The sequence below is a fragment of the Vreelandella sp. 2A-K22 genome (genome assembly GCF_054065485.1).
The window spans coordinates 69,494-84,056 of sequence record NZ_JBSUGC010000013.1 but is presented as its reverse complement, the minus strand read 5'-3'; the positions used below and the strand labels follow the sequence as shown (position 1 = coordinate 84,056).

General features: G+C 57.0%; 16 protein-coding genes. 8 read left to right on the top strand and 8 right to left on the bottom strand.

Translation table 11 applies throughout. From position 1 onward, the window contains the following. Window positions 1-14: 14 nt before the first annotated feature. The 5 genes from frr to ACW17M_RS17500 all read right to left on the bottom strand — a co-directional run bounded on the left by frr (window position 15) and on the right by ACW17M_RS17500 (window position 3,687). Window positions 15-572: a ribosome recycling factor gene (gene frr / locus ACW17M_RS17520; RefSeq protein ID WP_009288629.1), complete on the bottom strand. Its 558-nt coding sequence runs from the start codon at window positions 570-572 to the stop codon at window positions 15-17. Between the two features lie 4 nt (window positions 573-576). Further along, on the bottom strand, window positions 577-1,350 hold the full coding sequence (pyrH, locus tag ACW17M_RS17515; protein ID WP_007111718.1) for a UMP kinase: 774 nt from the start codon (window positions 1,348-1,350) through the stop codon (window positions 577-579). A 159-nt stretch (window positions 1,351-1,509) separates the two neighbouring features. Then, window positions 1,510-2,379, bottom strand: coding sequence for a translation elongation factor Ts (gene tsf, locus ACW17M_RS17510; protein ID WP_009288628.1), 870 nt, complete (start codon window positions 2,377-2,379; stop codon window positions 1,510-1,512). Window positions 2,380-2,607: 228 nt separating this feature from the next. After that, entirely contained in the window at window positions 2,608-3,357 is a 750-nt protein-coding gene (rpsB, locus tag ACW17M_RS17505) for a 30S ribosomal protein S2 (RefSeq protein ID WP_009288627.1), read from the bottom strand. A 63-nt stretch (window positions 3,358-3,420) separates the two neighbouring features. Beyond that, window positions 3,421-3,687, bottom strand: a complete 267-nt coding sequence (locus ACW17M_RS17500) for a hypothetical protein (RefSeq protein ID WP_027957764.1) — start codon at window positions 3,685-3,687, stop codon at window positions 3,421-3,423. A 2-nt stretch (window positions 3,688-3,689) separates the two neighbouring features. Here ACW17M_RS17500 and map point away from each other — a divergent pair, with 2 nt between their 5' ends. The 7 genes from map to ACW17M_RS17465 all read left to right on the top strand — a co-directional run bounded on the left by map (window position 3,690) and on the right by ACW17M_RS17465 (window position 11,750). Further along, window positions 3,690-4,481, top strand: coding sequence for a type I methionyl aminopeptidase (map, locus tag ACW17M_RS17495; RefSeq protein WP_027957763.1), 792 nt, complete (start codon window positions 3,690-3,692; stop codon window positions 4,479-4,481). After that, window positions 4,481-7,156 (top strand): [protein-PII] uridylyltransferase, encoded by a 2,676-nt coding sequence (locus ACW17M_RS17490; RefSeq protein ID WP_022520195.1) that lies wholly within the window; start codon window positions 4,481-4,483, stop codon window positions 7,154-7,156. Before map ends, ACW17M_RS17490 begins: the two co-directional genes overlap by 1 nt. A gap of 324 nt (window positions 7,157-7,480) precedes the next feature. After that, window positions 7,481-8,677, top strand: coding sequence for a succinyldiaminopimelate transaminase (gene dapC / locus ACW17M_RS17485; RefSeq protein WP_443603637.1), 1,197 nt, complete (start codon window positions 7,481-7,483; stop codon window positions 8,675-8,677). 41 nt (window positions 8,678-8,718) lie between these two features. Next, window positions 8,719-9,060, top strand: a complete 342-nt coding sequence (locus ACW17M_RS17480; protein WP_022520197.1) for a Spx/MgsR family RNA polymerase-binding regulatory protein — start codon at window positions 8,719-8,721, stop codon at window positions 9,058-9,060. A gap of 119 nt (window positions 9,061-9,179) precedes the next feature. After that, complete coding sequence (gene dapD, locus ACW17M_RS17475; protein ID WP_027957761.1) at window positions 9,180-10,205, top strand: 2,3,4,5-tetrahydropyridine-2,6-dicarboxylate N-succinyltransferase; 1,026 nt, start codon at window positions 9,180-9,182, stop codon at window positions 10,203-10,205. Further along, on the top strand, window positions 10,192-11,364 hold the full coding sequence (dapE, locus tag ACW17M_RS17470) for a succinyl-diaminopimelate desuccinylase (RefSeq protein ID WP_041157514.1): 1,173 nt from the start codon (window positions 10,192-10,194) through the stop codon (window positions 11,362-11,364). The genes dapD and dapE overlap by 14 nt, the downstream gene beginning before the upstream one ends. Beyond that, window positions 11,361-11,750 (top strand): hypothetical protein, encoded by a 390-nt coding sequence (locus ACW17M_RS17465; RefSeq protein WP_009288622.1) that lies wholly within the window; start codon window positions 11,361-11,363, stop codon window positions 11,748-11,750. Before dapE ends, ACW17M_RS17465 begins: the two co-directional genes overlap by 4 nt. Before the next feature lie 78 nt (window positions 11,751-11,828). Here the strand turns inward: ACW17M_RS17465 and ACW17M_RS17460 are convergent, their stop codons facing one another. Beyond that, complete coding sequence (locus ACW17M_RS17460; protein ID WP_022520199.1) at window positions 11,829-12,374, bottom strand: cold-shock protein; 546 nt, start codon at window positions 12,372-12,374, stop codon at window positions 11,829-11,831. Between the two features lie 112 nt (window positions 12,375-12,486). Here ACW17M_RS17460 and ACW17M_RS17455 point away from each other — a divergent pair, with 112 nt between their 5' ends. Beyond that, a complete protein-coding gene (locus ACW17M_RS17455; protein WP_022520200.1) occupies window positions 12,487-12,735 on the top strand; it encodes a SlyX family protein in 249 nt (82 codons plus the stop codon). A 60-nt stretch (window positions 12,736-12,795) separates the two neighbouring features. Here ACW17M_RS17455 and ald read toward each other — a convergent pair whose 3' ends face one another. Beyond that, entirely contained in the window at window positions 12,796-13,914 is a 1,119-nt protein-coding gene (ald, locus tag ACW17M_RS17450; protein ID WP_009288621.1) for an alanine dehydrogenase, read from the bottom strand. 174 nt (window positions 13,915-14,088) lie between these two features. Continuing rightward, complete coding sequence (locus tag ACW17M_RS17445) at window positions 14,089-14,523, bottom strand: acyl-CoA thioesterase (protein ID WP_009288620.1); 435 nt, start codon at window positions 14,521-14,523, stop codon at window positions 14,089-14,091. Window positions 14,524-14,563 lie beyond the last annotated feature (40 nt).

The window sequence follows — 14,563 nt, the reverse complement described above, 5'->3', positions numbered from 1 at the left end:
AATAAAGCACAGGTTTATACCTGCATGAGATCCTGCTCTTTTGCAGTCAGCGCTTTATCGATCTCAGCAATATACTTGTCGGTCAGCTTTTGAATCGCATCTTCGCCTTCACGCTGATCGTCTTCGGTAATCTCTTTATCTTTTAACAACGACTTGAAATCACCGTTAGCATCACGACGTACGTTACGCACGGCAACGCGAGCGTTTTCAGCTTCGCTACGCGCCTGCTTGATATAACCTTTGCGGGTCTCTTCGGTGAGCATCGGCATTGGCACACGGATCACGTTGCCTGCACTGGCCGGGTTCAAGCCAAGATCAGAGGTCATGATGGCCTTTTCGATCTTCTGCACCATGCCCTGCTCCCACGGCGCAATCGTCAGCGTGCGAGCGTCCTCAACGTTGACCGATGCCACTTGGCTAAGCGGTACCTGGCTGCCGTAATAGTCCACGGTAACGGCGTCTAAAATGCTCGGGTGAGCACGACCGGTACGAATTTTATTGAAGTTGCTATGCAGCGCCTCAACGCTTTTTTGCATGCGCGAATCGGCATCTTTCTTAATATCGTTGATCACGTCATTACCCTCTGTATATCAGCGTGCCTTCCTTGCCCCCTACGACCATATTCAGTAGGGCGCCAGGCTTATTCATATCAAATACCCGCACCGGCATATTATGGTCACGTACCAGGCAGATAGCGGTCAAATCCATAACGCCCAATTTTTGATCCAGGGCGTCGTCGTAAGAGAGCTGGTCGTACTTCACCGCATCCGGATGTTTTACCGGGTCTTTATTGTAGACGCCATCGACTTTGGTCGCCTTGATCACTACGTCGGCGTCCACCTCAATGCCGCGCAAACAAGCTGCAGAATCGGTGGTGAAGAAGGGGTTGCCTGTGCCTGCAGAGAACAGCACTACGTCCCCGGAGGTTAAGTAGCGAATGGCCGTGCGACGGTCGTAGTGCTCTACAACGCCGCTCATTGGGATAGCCGACATCACGCGCGAGCGGATATTGGAGCGCTCTAGCGCATCACGCATTGCCAGCGCATTCATTACGGTCGCCAGCATGCCCATATGGTCACCGGTGACGCGATCCATGCCAGCCTCATTGAGCGCCGCACCGCGAAACAAGTTACCACCGCCAATCACGATGCCTACCTGTACCCCAATACCGACGAGCTGGCCGATCTCCAACGCCATCCGGTCAAGCACTTTAGGGTCAATACCAAAATCGTGTTCACCCATCAGCGCTTCGCCAGAAAGCTTGAGCAAAATACGTTTGTATTTTGACTTCGAACCCTCAGCCTTGCTGGGTGCTACATGGGGGGTAGGTTCTTGAACATCACGCGACATGGCATCTCTCCTGAGGCAGACCTGTAAACAGGCAGGCGGGGCAGCCCCGCTGTATAAACCCGTTATCAGGGTCGGCTAACTAACACCGGTTATACAGGGGCCGGATACGCGAAGGCGTGCGCTCACGCGCACGCCATCTTTTTTCTGAAACCTCTGACCTCAGCGACGGCCAGCCTGTTCCATAACTTCTTTAGCGAAGTCGACTTCTTCTTTCTCGATACCTTCACCAACTTCAAAGCGTGTGAAGCTTACCACTTCGCCGCCTGCGGCTTTCACGTACTCAGCCACAGTCTGGTTCGGGTCTTTAACAAACGGCTGCTCGGTCAGGCTGTTTTCTGCCAAGTACTTTTTCAAGCGGCCCTGAACCATTTTCTCTGCGATCTGCTCCGGCTTACCGGCCATATCCGGCTGCGCCAGAATAATCGCTTTTTCCTGATCCAACTGCTCTTGGGGCATATCGGCAGGATGCGCAACCGCAGGGTTGATCGCCGCCACGTGCATTGCAACGTCTTTCGCGACTTGCGAATTGCCGCCTGTTAGCACGGTCAGAACGCCAATGCGGCCACCGTGGACGTACTCGCCTACCAGACCACCGTCAACAGCGTTCACTACGATGGCACGACGCACACCGATATTCTCACCGATTTTCTGAACCAACTGCTCGCGGGCAGTTTCCAGTTCGCCAGCCATAACGGCGGCAACATCTTCGCTTTTCGCGGTGAAGAAAGCACCGGCGATTTTGTCAGCAAACGCGATGAAGTTGTCATCACGAGCAACAAAGTCGGTCTCGGAGTTGATTTCAACCATTACGCCGTAGCTGCCGTCTTCCGCTACACGCGTAACCACTACACCTTCTGCGGCGATACGATCGGCTTTCTTCGCTGCTTTTAGGCCGGAGCTTTTGCGCAGGTTTTCAATCGCAACTTCGATATCACCGTCGGCTTCGGTGAGTGCTTTTTTACACTCCATCATGCCGAGACCGGTACGTTCGCGAAGTTCCTTGACCTGAGAGGCGCTGATAGCTGCCATGAGAATTCACCTCTGAAATGGTTCTATGAGAGTTAGACGCAACACAGAGTATAGGCATGATAAATGACCATCATGTATCACGCTGCCCTATGTCTCTCTGTATTACGGGGCCGGTATTGAGTGCCGGCAAATTCGTCCGCTCAGACAGTTCATCTGTAGCGGGAAAAAGGGGGCAAAGCCCCCTTTATCTTGATGCGGCACACCTGCTCACCGCACCCACTGCTGCGATTACTCAGCGGCAGTGTTGTCTTCAGCTGCAGCGGCCTCTTCGGTCACTTCAACAAACTCTTGAGCGTTGGCTTCTTTGGCACGGCCACACGCATCCGCAATCGCTTTTACGTAGATCTGGATAGCGCGGATAGAGTCATCGTTGCCGGGAATTACGTAGTCAACGCCATCGGGGTTGGAGTTAGTATCCACCACGCCGATAACCGGGATGCCCAGCTTGTTGGCTTCGTTGATCGCGATGCGCTCGTGGTCAACGTCGATCACGAACAGTGCGTCCGGTAGGCCGCCCATGTTCTTGATACCGCCGATAGAACGCTCAAGTTTGTCCTGCTCGCGAGTCGCCATCAAGACTTCTTTCTTGGTCAGCTTCTCGAACGTGCCGTCTTCGCGCATGGTTTCAAGATCACGCAGACGCTTAATGGACTGACGGATGGTCTTGAAGTTAGTCAACATGCCGCCCAACCAGCGATGGTTGACGAAAGGCTGACCAGCACGGTTAGCTTCTTCTTTAATTACCTTGCTAGCGCTGCGCTTGGTGCCAACAAACAAAATTTTGTTGTTGGATGCCGCCATCTTCTCGACCACATCGATCGCTTCGTTCAGCGCCGGAAGGGTGTGCTCAAGGTTGATGATGTGAATCTTGTTGCGCGCGCCGAAGATAAATTTGCTCATCTTCGGGTTCCAGTACTTGGTCTGGTGGCCGAAGTGAGCACCTGCTTTAAGCAGGTCACGCATATTAACGTGAGACATGGTAGAACTCCTAAAACTCGGGTTAGGCCTCCACGCACCCCATGGATCCGACCGTTGACCACGTTAGACGCTGCCAGCGGCACCCGGGACCATGTGCCGGTGCATGTGTGTTTTTAAGGCTTGATAGTAAGCATCGCGCCCGTAAGTCGAGCACGCTGCGGATTCATCGCCCTGCCCTACTGCGTACTTCCCAGCCAAGAAGCTCGGAATCACGATTGCAGGAAAGCGCGCGGCTTTATACCATAGATCATTGCCAAGATGAAGTCGCACCCCGTTTGACGGTCTTAAATTGCGCCATTCAATTTTCCATTCTGCATTCATATCGAGCATTCATGAACGTTCCTATCAAGACGCCTTCTGAAATCGAACACATGCGCGAAGCCGGGCGCCAAGCGGCTAGCGTGATTGAAATGATCACCCCCCACATCCAGGCAGGCATTAGCACGGGGGAAATTGACCGTCTCTGTCATGAGTATATTGTTAACGAGCTGGGCTCGACCCCTGCACCGCTGAACTACCATGGTTTTCCCAAGGCGACCTGCACGTCGATCAACCATGTGGTGTGCCACGGCATCCCCGACGACGCCAAGAAGCTTAAAAATGGCGATATCATGAACCTGGATATCACCGTTAAGACCACCGACGGCTATCACGGCGACTCCAGCGTGATGTTCGTAGTGGGTGAGACGATTCAGGGCGAACGGCTGTGTCGCATTACTCAGGAATGCCTGTATAAAAGCATCGAGCGAGTGAAGCCTGGCGTGCGCCTCTCGGAGCTTGCCCGCGTGATTCAAAAACATGCCGAAAGCAACGGCTACTCCGTCGTGCGCGACTTCTGCGGCCACGGCATCGGCGCCGAGTTCCACGAAGAGCCCCAGTTCCTTCACTATGATGGTTATGCACCGGATGCCGACATTAAGCTCGCCGCAGGCATGTGCTTTACCATCGAGCCGATGATTAACGTCGGCGGGTATAAAACCAAGGTGCTACGCGATGGCTGGACCGCCGTTACCAAAGATCGCAGCCTTTCAGCGCAGTGGGAACATACGCTGCTGGTGACCGAGGGCGGTGTAGAAGTACTGACCGCGCGTGGCGATGAAGACTTCAGTTTTCTACCCAACTGATGCTACTACACCACCACCGGTTTGAGCCGGACACCACGCTTTACGACCTGGATCTTTTCCGCACTGAGCTTGCCGGATCTCGCTCGCCAGTTGCTCCCTTCAAGGCCGCGCTGCGCGAGCTACAAGCGCGCCTGGACGACCAGTTTCGCGCCGGTGCAGACATTCGCGACCTTGTGCGCGGCCGCGCCTGGTACCTGGATCAGCTGCTGGCGATTGCCTGGGCGCAGCACGAGTGGCCCGATGATGGAATTGCGCTGGTGGCGGTAGGCGGTTATGGCCGTGGTGAGCTACACCCCCACTCGGATATCGATCTGCTGCTGCTATTGGAGCAGGACGATGACACCGCCTATCGTGAACCGCTGACCGCCTTTATCACCTTCTTGTGGGATATTGGCCTGGAAATTGGTCATAGCGTTCGCTCGCTTAGCGACTGCGAGCGGGAAGCCGAAGCGGATGTCACGGTGATTACCAACCTGCTCGAATCTCGCCTGATTGCGGGGCCAGAAAGCCTGCGCGAAGCGATGCGCGAACGCCTCAGCGCCGAGCATATTTGGCCCGCCGATCGCTTTTTTGAAGCCAAGTGGCAGGAGCAGATTTCGCGCCACTACCGCTACAACAACTCCGAGTACCACTTAGAACCGAACCTCAAAAGCTCCCCCGGCGGGCTGCGCGACATCCAGATGATCGGCTGGGTGGCCAAGCGCCACTTCGGTACCGAACAGTACACCGATATCGTCGCCAACGGCTTTATGAACGACGCCGAACTGCGCATTTTAAGCCAGGGGCAGGCGTTCTTGTGGCAGGTGCGCTATGCCCTGCATATGCTTACCGACCGCGCCGAAGACCGCCTGCTGTTTGACCACCAGCGCACCATCGCCGAAATGTTTGGCTTTCGCGATACGCCGGAACGTCTGGCGGTTGAGCAGTTCATGAAGCGCTATTACCGGCACGTCACCGCGCTGGCGGGACTCAACGATATGCTGCTGCAGCACTTTGACGAGGTCATCCTGCGCGGCAAAGAAGCGCTGGAAACCGTCAAACTCAACGAGCGCTTCGAGACCAAAGGCGGCTATATCCAGGTTCGCTCGCGGACACTTTTCCGTGAACGCCCCGCGGCGATGCTGGAGCTATTCCTACTGATGGCCAAGCACCCCGAAATCGAAGGAGTGCGTGCCGATACCATCCGACTAATTCGCGATCATCGCCACCAGATTGACGACCACTACCGGGAAGACCCGCGCCACCAGCGGCTCTTTATGGCTATTCTGCGCGCCCCCGGCAATGTGCCCCGCCAGTTGCGGCGCATGAACCGCTACGGGATTCTGGGCAAATACCTGCCCGAATTTGGCCGCGCCATAGGGCTGATGCAGCACGACCTTTTCCACATTTACACGGTCGATGCCCACACCCTGCTGCTGCTCAAATTTCTGCACAATTTTCGCAAACCGGAAGCGAAGGGTGACTTTCCAGTGGCGGTGGCATTGATGCAGCAGTTGCCCAAGCTCGACCTGTTGTGGATCGCCGGGCTGTTTCACGACATTGGCAAGGGCCGCGGCGGCGACCACTCGGAAATCGGCGCCCGGGACGTTGAGCATTTTTGTCAGCGCCACCACGTCTCGCCCCACGACACGAACCTGGTCAGTTGGCTGGTTGAGCACCATCTATTGATGTCGATGACGGCGCAAAAGCGCGATATCAGCGACCCCGATGTGATTCGTGATTTTGCCTTGATCGTGCGTAACGAAACGCGCCTGGACTACCTTTACGTGCTCACCGTGGCCGACATCAATGCCACCAACCCCACACTGTGGAACGGCTGGCGGGCGTCGCTGCTACGCCAGCTGTACGCCGAAACCAAGCGTGCCCTGCGCCGCGGCCTGAATAATCCGCCCGACCGCGACGACTGGGTGCGGGAAACGCGCACCGAAGCACGCTCTTTGCTGCAAACCATCGGCGTTAATCGTGAGCAAATCGATCATCTTTGGGAATCGCTAGGGGAAGACTACTTCCTGCAGTACGCCCCCAGCGAAATCGTTTGGCAGACCCAGGGCATTCTCAATCACAACCAGTCGCCGCTGCCGTTGGTGTTGATCAGCGCACCTACTGCGGACATGTCCGAAGGCGGCACCAAAGTGTTTATCCACACCCGTTCGGTGGACGACCTTTTCGCTGCTACCGCCGCTGCCATGGAGCAGTTGGGGCTCTCGATTCACGATGCGCGCATTGCGACCTCCCACAACGATTGGACGCTAAACACCTTTATTGTGCTCGACAGCCATGGTCAGCCCATACGTGACCCAGGCCACATCGAAGAGATGCGCCGGCACCTGGTGGAAGAGCTCGATGACCCTGACGACTACCCGGATATCGTCACCCGCCACACGCCGCGCCAGCTCAAGCATTTCAAGGTACCCACGGAGGTGCTGATTGAGCAGGATCCGGCCAATGAGCGCACGCTGCTGGAGCTAACGGCTCCCGACCGCCCCGGCCTGCTGGCCCGGGTGGGACGTATCTTTATGGAGCAGGACATCTCGCTGTCCGCGGCAAAAATCGCCACCCTCGGCGAGCGGGTAGAAGACGTCTTTTTTATTACCACCAAAGCAGGCGAACCGCTGACTGACCCCGAGCGCCAGCAGCAGCTGCGCGAACGTCTGATTGAAGTGTTGGGCGTTTAAAAGATAATTCACCGAACCCCGAGGCTGATGCAGAGATTGTAGTGCCAAGCCTGGGGGCGAGGGTAGGTTTCCGCGAGGGCGCTGTGAACCCCTCCAGGGGCGCTACTTTCGCCATCTGACCGCCAGGGATGGCGGAAATGCCGGAATTGTCAGGAATTTTTTCCGGCCATGGCGAAAGACCCTCGCTCCAACCTACCCTCGCTCCCGTCTATCGAGTGTCTGTAAAAGTATTCATTGCAAAATCACACCCTCGTTAGGTTTGAGCCTGCACCGGGCCTTGCCTATAATCGACGGTTTACGCCGCCAGCCATCAACGGACACATCATGAACGCCGACCTCGACGCCCTGCATCCTTACCCGTTTGAAAAGCTGGCCGCGCTGAAGGCCGCATTAACGCCCCCAGCTGACTTGGCGCATATTCCGCTGACCATTGGCGAACCCCAGCACGCGCCCTTTCCTGCGGCGCTTGAAGCGCTGGTGGCGCACCAGCTGGAAATGGCCCGTTATCCCGCGACCAATGGCCTGCCAGCGCTCCGCCAAACCATCGCCAACTGGGCAAGCCAACGCTTTCAACTGCGCGAACTCGACAGCGAACGGCACGTGGTGCCCGTTAACGGCACTCGGGAAGCCATTTTTGCCTTTGTGCAGGCGGCGCTGGATCGCACCCGCCCGGCGAAAGTCGCGGTGCCCAATCCGTTTTATCAAATCTACGAAGGTGCGACGCTGCTGGCAGGCGGTGAGCCGCTCTATTTAGACTGTACCGCTGAGAACAATTTTCGACCTGACGTTAACGCCGTGCCCGCCGCGACGTGGCGCGACGTGCAAATCGTTTTTATCTGCTCGCCGGGCAACCCCACCGGTGCAGTCACGTCCCTTGATGAATTTAAGCAGCTGATTGCCCTCGCCGACGAACACGACTTTATTATCGCCTCGGACGAGTGTTACTCGGAGCTCTACCTTGACGAAACAGCCCCACCACCGGGGTTGCTGCAAGCCTGCGCCGAGCTGGGTCGTGATGATTACCGGCGCTGCGTGGTGTTTCACTCGCTCTCCAAGCGCTCCAACTTGCCGGGCCTGCGCTCGGGCTTTGTGGCGGGGGATGCGGCACTGCTCGCACCGTTTAAGCGCTACCGCACTTACCATGGCTGTGCCATGTCGCTGCCGTTGCAGCACGCCTCTATCGCCGCCTGGCAGGACGAGCAGCACGTACGCGCCAACCGCGACGCCTACCGCGAAAAATTTAGCGCGGTCACCCAGGTGCTTGCCCCAGTCATGGATTTTCCCGCGCCACAAGCTAGCTTTTACCTATGGCCTGCGGTGCCCGGTGGCGACGATATCGCCTTCACGCAGAGGCTGTTTGCCGAACAGCACGTTAGCGTACTGCCCGGCAGCCTAATGGGACGCAGGGGTGAAAGTGGCGTTAACCCCGGCTCAGGGCGTTTGCGCCTAGCGCTGGTGGCTGAGCTAGCGCCCACCCTTGAAGCCGCCCAACGAATTCGCCATCTCATCGAGCGCGGTTAACTTATTCCACATTCTCTGGTTCAACATTCTCAGGAGGTCGTATGCTGACGCTGTATATCATCGATAACTGCGATACCTGCCGCAAAGCGCGTAAAGCGTTGGATGAGAAAGCGCTGCTGTATAAAACCCACGATCTGCGCAAAGATGGTCTATCTGCTGCGCTACTAGAACACATTTTACATCGCGTGCCGCTTGTGGAAGTCATTAACAAACGTAGCAAAACCTGGCGCGAACTTTCCGATGAGGAAAAAGATTACGACGCCAACTCGGCCCGCCAGCTACTGATGAAATACCCCACACTGCTGAAGCGGCCGCTGCTCGAAGTAGACGACTCCACTATCTTAGTCGGCTACCGCGAGGGCGATTACGACAAGCTCGGCTAAGTACTCAAGTGGCTAAGTGCTTCAGCAACTAGATACTTGAGAAACTAAGCACTTAAGCAACTAGGCACCTTGGCTTTGCCTGCTTTTCTTCACTATTTATCACTACAGGACACCTTCTTATGCTGAGCTTTGCGCTTGGAATCGGCACCCAAAACACCCAGGGCGACTGGCTGGAAATCTACTACCCGGCGCCGCTGCTCAACCCACCCGCCAGCCTGGTGGAAGCCGCCAAACAAGCTCTGGACGCCCCCCAAGGCAACGCCGCCATCAGCTTTTTGCCCGAAGACTGCACACGCCTGGCTAAAGCGTTAGAAGCCGCGGGGCACTCCGCCCAGGCAGAGCTTGCCGAAGCGCTCTCTGTCAGCCAGCGCCCCCTGGTCGCGATGTTCCTGGAGAGCGACGAAGCGCCACAAACCGCGCCAGAGGTGTATTTAAAGCTGCATCTGCTGTCCCACCGCTTGGTCAAACCTCACGGTCTCGATCTCACCGGCATGTTTGGCCTTCTGCGCAATATTGCCTGGACCAACGAAGGCGCCATCGACATTGAAGAGCTGCCTACGCGCCGCTTGAAGGCACGTATGGCGGGCCGCGCGCTGTCCGTCGACTGTGTCGATAAATTCCCCAAAATGACTGACTACGTGGTGCCTACCGGTATCCGCATTGCCGACACCGCCCGCGTACGTCTGGGTGCTTACCTGGGCGAAGGCACTACCGTCATGCACGAAGGCTTTGTCAACTTCAATGCGGGCGCCGAAGGCCCCGGCATGATCGAAGGCCGCATCTCAGCCGGCGTGATGGTCGGCAAAGGCTCCGACTTGGGCGGCGGCTGCTCCACCATGGGCACTCTCTCTGGCGGTGGCAATATCGTCATTAAGGTCGGGGAAGGCTGCTTGATCGGCGCCAACGCAGGCATCGGCATTCCCCTGGGTGACCGCTGCACGGTAGAAGCAGGGCTGTATATCACCGCTGGCTCCAAAGTGACCTTACTGGATGATCAGGGCCAGGAAGTGAACACCGTTGCCGCCCGCGAGCTGGCCGGGCAAGACGATCAGCTATGGCGCCGCAACTCCCAGAATGGCCGCATTGAGTGCTTGACCAATAAAAGTGCTATCGCCCTGAACGAGGCGCTGCATGCCCACAACTGAACCTGAAGGACTGTCGCCGACGCTCACGCTCGCCTTTGAGCTGCTCAGCCGGGCCTCGGTAACGCCGGACGACGAGGGCTGCCAGGAACTCATGATCGAGCGCTTAGCAGCGCTCGGTTTTCATATTGAGCGGCTACCGTTTGGCGACGTAAAGAATTTCTGGGCGGTTCGCGGCCATCACGGCCCGGTGGTGGCCTTTGCCGGCCACACCGACGTGGTGCCCAGCGGCCCCTATACCAACTGGCAGTACCCACCGTTTGAGCCCTGCATTGATGATGAGGGCATGCTGTGCGGACGTGGCGCGGCGGATATGAAAGGCAGCTTAGCCTCAATGCTGACCGCCGTTGAGCGCTTTGTGGCCAACCACCCGAATCACGATGGCCGTATTGCTTTTCTGATCACCTCCGATGAAGAGGGCCCGGCAGTCGACGGCACCCGCGCGGTGGTCGAGCACCTGCGCGAGCGTAATGAACGGCTCGACTACTGCATTGTCGGCGAACCATCCTCGACCACGCGCCTGGGCGATGTGATCAAAAACGGTCGTCGCGGCTCACTGGGCGCCACGCTGCACATTAAAGGCGTGCAGGGTCACGTGGCCTATCCGCATTTAGCGCGCAATCCCATCCACCAGGCCATGCCAGCGCTGGATGCGCTGGTCAACGAGCACTGGGACGCGGGCAACGACTTTTTTCCCGCCACCAGCTTTCAGATTTCCAATCTGCGCGCAGGCACCGGGGCGACCAACGTGATCCCTGGCGACGTGGAAGTGGTGTTTAACTTTCGCTTCTCCACCGAGGTGACCTCTGATGAGCTCAAAGCGCGCACGGAAACCATTCTCGACCAGCATGGATTGGAATATCAGATAGACTGGACGCTCAACGGCGAGCCGTTTTTAACCGCGGAAGGCGCGCTGGTTGACGCCGCCATTAAAGGCGTTGAAGCGGTGACCGGCGAGCGCCCGGCGCTCTCTACCAGCGGCGGCACCTCGGATGGCCGCTTTATCGCCACCCTTGGCGCTCAAGTGGTCGAGCTAGGCCCGCTCAACGACACCATCCACAAGGTCAATGAGCGCGTTCGCGCCAGCGATCTGGACGACTTAAGCCGGATTTACGAAGCGACGCTGCAAGCGCTACTCTCCTCCGGTGAGGTAAACCTATGATGGAGCGTTACCCCGATATAGAGATTTACCTAGCCAGCGTGTCGCTTGATGCGCTCAATGAGTGGTTGAAAAGCGCACTAATCGCGCCACCGCTGAGCCCCGCAGGCAAAGGTAAATGGCAAACCCGCGGCCAATACCAGGGTGACTGCGTGCCGGTATTGCTGGTAGACAAAGCCGCTGATGGCTTTGCCAGCCTATGGTTTGATAGCAACCACACGCCGTGGATGACCGACCAAGAGTGTGCCCAACAGGCCGCGGAAGCGTTGCAAACCGAAATACGTTGCTCACTGGGCGGCTGGCACCCCGGTGATGACCCTGACCGCTTCTGGCAAGTGTTGCCCGGTGGCAAAGAAGGGGCAATAGAGTGGCCCGATTCAGGGCGTTAATCGAGCGCTTTAAACGTAAACGACCCCGCCGAAGCGGGGTCGTTACTATCCAACGATCAATTTAACTAGCCGTTGGGCTCACTCAATAATACTGACATCGTCGGCCTGCAAACCACGCTCATTTTTAATCACGTGATAACGCACGATTTGGCCTTCTGCCAACATACGCGGGCCACGACCACGAATGGCACGGAAGTGTACAAACACATCTTCGCCATTATCGCGGGTAATAAAACCGTAGCCTTTGTTGGTATTGAACCACTTTACTTCACCCTCTTCGCGGCCATCGTTAGGATCGATGATGTCTTCCTCCTCATCATCGTCCAACGGTGCAGCCGCTTGGGGTTGGCGCGTTGCTGGCTTGGGACGAACCACAGCATCGGACGCCACCACGATCGAGGGCGCAAAAGCGGCAGACGCTAATGTGCCAATACACAGAACAATAAAACTACCTATCGCAACGGCAATATAGACACCGCTAACTCCACTGATTGCCAACTCGGCCATCCACAGCTCGGCGAGGGCACTATCGGTTAAATGAACAATCCCCGCCAGCAAAAGTGGCGTGGGGGCGGCAAGTAATACACTGATTAAGAAACAGCGAAACACAACTTTTGGGTTCATAGAAAAAAAAAGCTCTCTTGTTGTATGGGTAACAGACGAAGGACAATACCCGCACTATCAGGCCCATTCCCAATAGCACCGGCATACTACTACATAAGGCTGCAATGTTATCATGACACATGAATTATCGCCTGTTGACCTGGCTCAACGTCTTGAATCTTTAGAGAGTCGCATAGCCCATCAAGAGCACTGGCTGGATACCCTGGATCAAGCGGTGGTACAACAGGAACGCCGCCTGGAGAAACTGGAGCAACTCAGCGGCCTAATGCGCGAACGCCTGCGTGAGCAGCACCAGGCACTCCAGGCAAGCGAACCCCAGGGCGGCCAGCGCCCCGAGGATGAACTTCCGCCCCACTACTGAACTAACGCCAGCCCCGGATGCGACTCATTAATTAGCCGCCGACAGCTAGCTTTCAACAGTTTAGCTGCCAACAACGCTCGCAGGGTCGATACTTTCCAGCCCAAAGGCATCCGCTACGGCCTGGTAGGTGACTTGCCCCGCGTGCACGTTAAGGCCCGGGAGAAAGTGTGGGTCGTCATGCAGCGCCTGCTGCCAGCCCTTATCTGCCAGGGCGAGTACAAAGGGCAGCGTGGCGTTGGTCAGCCCCTGGGTGGACGTACGTGCTACCGCGCCGGGCATATTGGCCACACAGTAGTGAACCACCCCATCGACGATATAGGTCGGTTCGGCATGGGTGGTGGGCTTGCTGGTTTCAAAACAGCCGCCCTGATCGATGGCAACATCGACCAGTACACTGCCAGGCTTCATATCAGCCAGCATACTGCGAGTGATTAGTTTTGGCGCAGCGGCGCCGGGCACCAGCACCGCGCCAATGATCATGTCAGACTCACGGGTGGCCGTTTCCAGCGCGTCTGCGGTGGAGTAAACGGTTTTAATGCGCCCCTGGTAACGGTCATCCAGCACTTCAAGCCGCGCTAACGACTTATCCAGAATGGTAACTTCCGCGCCTAACCCTAACGCCATGCGCGCAGCGTTTTCGCCTACCACGCCACCCCCAATCACGGTTACCTTACCTGGCGCCACACCCGGCACACCGGGCAGCAGCACGCCCGCACCGCCCTGGGCCTTCTCCAGGCTATGGGCCCCAGCCTGCACCGCCATTCGTCCCGCTACGGTGCTCATAGGCGCCAGCAGCGGTAGGCCACCGCGGGCATCGGTAATGGTTTCGTAGGCGATACAGGTGGCACCGCTCTCCATCAGCCCACGGGTAAGGGGCTCTTCGGCGGCCAGGTGCAGATAGGTGAACAGTGTATGCTGTGGGGCGAGTCGCGCTACCTCGTCCGGCTGCGGCTCTTTCACCTTGAGGATTAACTCAGCGTTGCGCCACAAAGTGTCCACATCTGCTTCTATGTGCGCACCGGCGGCTTGGAAATCAGCATCGCTAAAGCCTGCACCTTCACCGGCTCCGGCCTGAATGCTCACCTGATGGCCGCGCCCGGCTAATTCCCGTGCGCCGGTAGGGGTTAAGGCCACGCGATACTCGTGATTTTTGATCTCTTTGGGGACAGCAATTTTCATTGGATTTTTCCTGTGCTTTTAAAGGTCAGTCATGTTGCTAAGCAAATTACAGCACAGCTAACGTTGACCACCACCCCAGGAACGCAAAACAAAAAAAACGCCGGGTAAGGCGTTTTTTAGGAGAAAAATCTAGCGATTGCCGGTTCTGCACGAAAAAATCCACTTCGTTCTACGTCACTCCACAATAACTGCGCCGCCGTAGATACGCCGATACTCCTCGGGCAGGCGCTTGGGCCGCCCTGTTGAAAGCGCCACGCAGGCAAAGCGTGTACGGGCGTAAAGCAACGTTTTAGCGTCTTTGACTCGCACCAGCTGAAAACGGCGGGTCAAACTAAAGCGCTCGTCACAATCGACAATCCAGGTAGCCAGCTGTAGCTCATCACCTGCAAAGGCAGGCGCCAGGTAATCCAGCTCGTGGCGGTGAACCACCATGGCCCGATCAAGCTCTCGGTAACGCTCAAGAGAGAGGCCGAGCGCGACCGAGTGAGCCCAGCTAATCTGCTCAACCCAGCGCAGGTATTCACTGTTGTTGACGTGCTGATAAGCATCGATCGCCTCATCGGCCACGCGGATATCGATCACAAAAGGATCGGGCAGCGCCCACTCCATCGGCTAACTCCTGTGTACCTTTTACTCCCCTACACGCTGA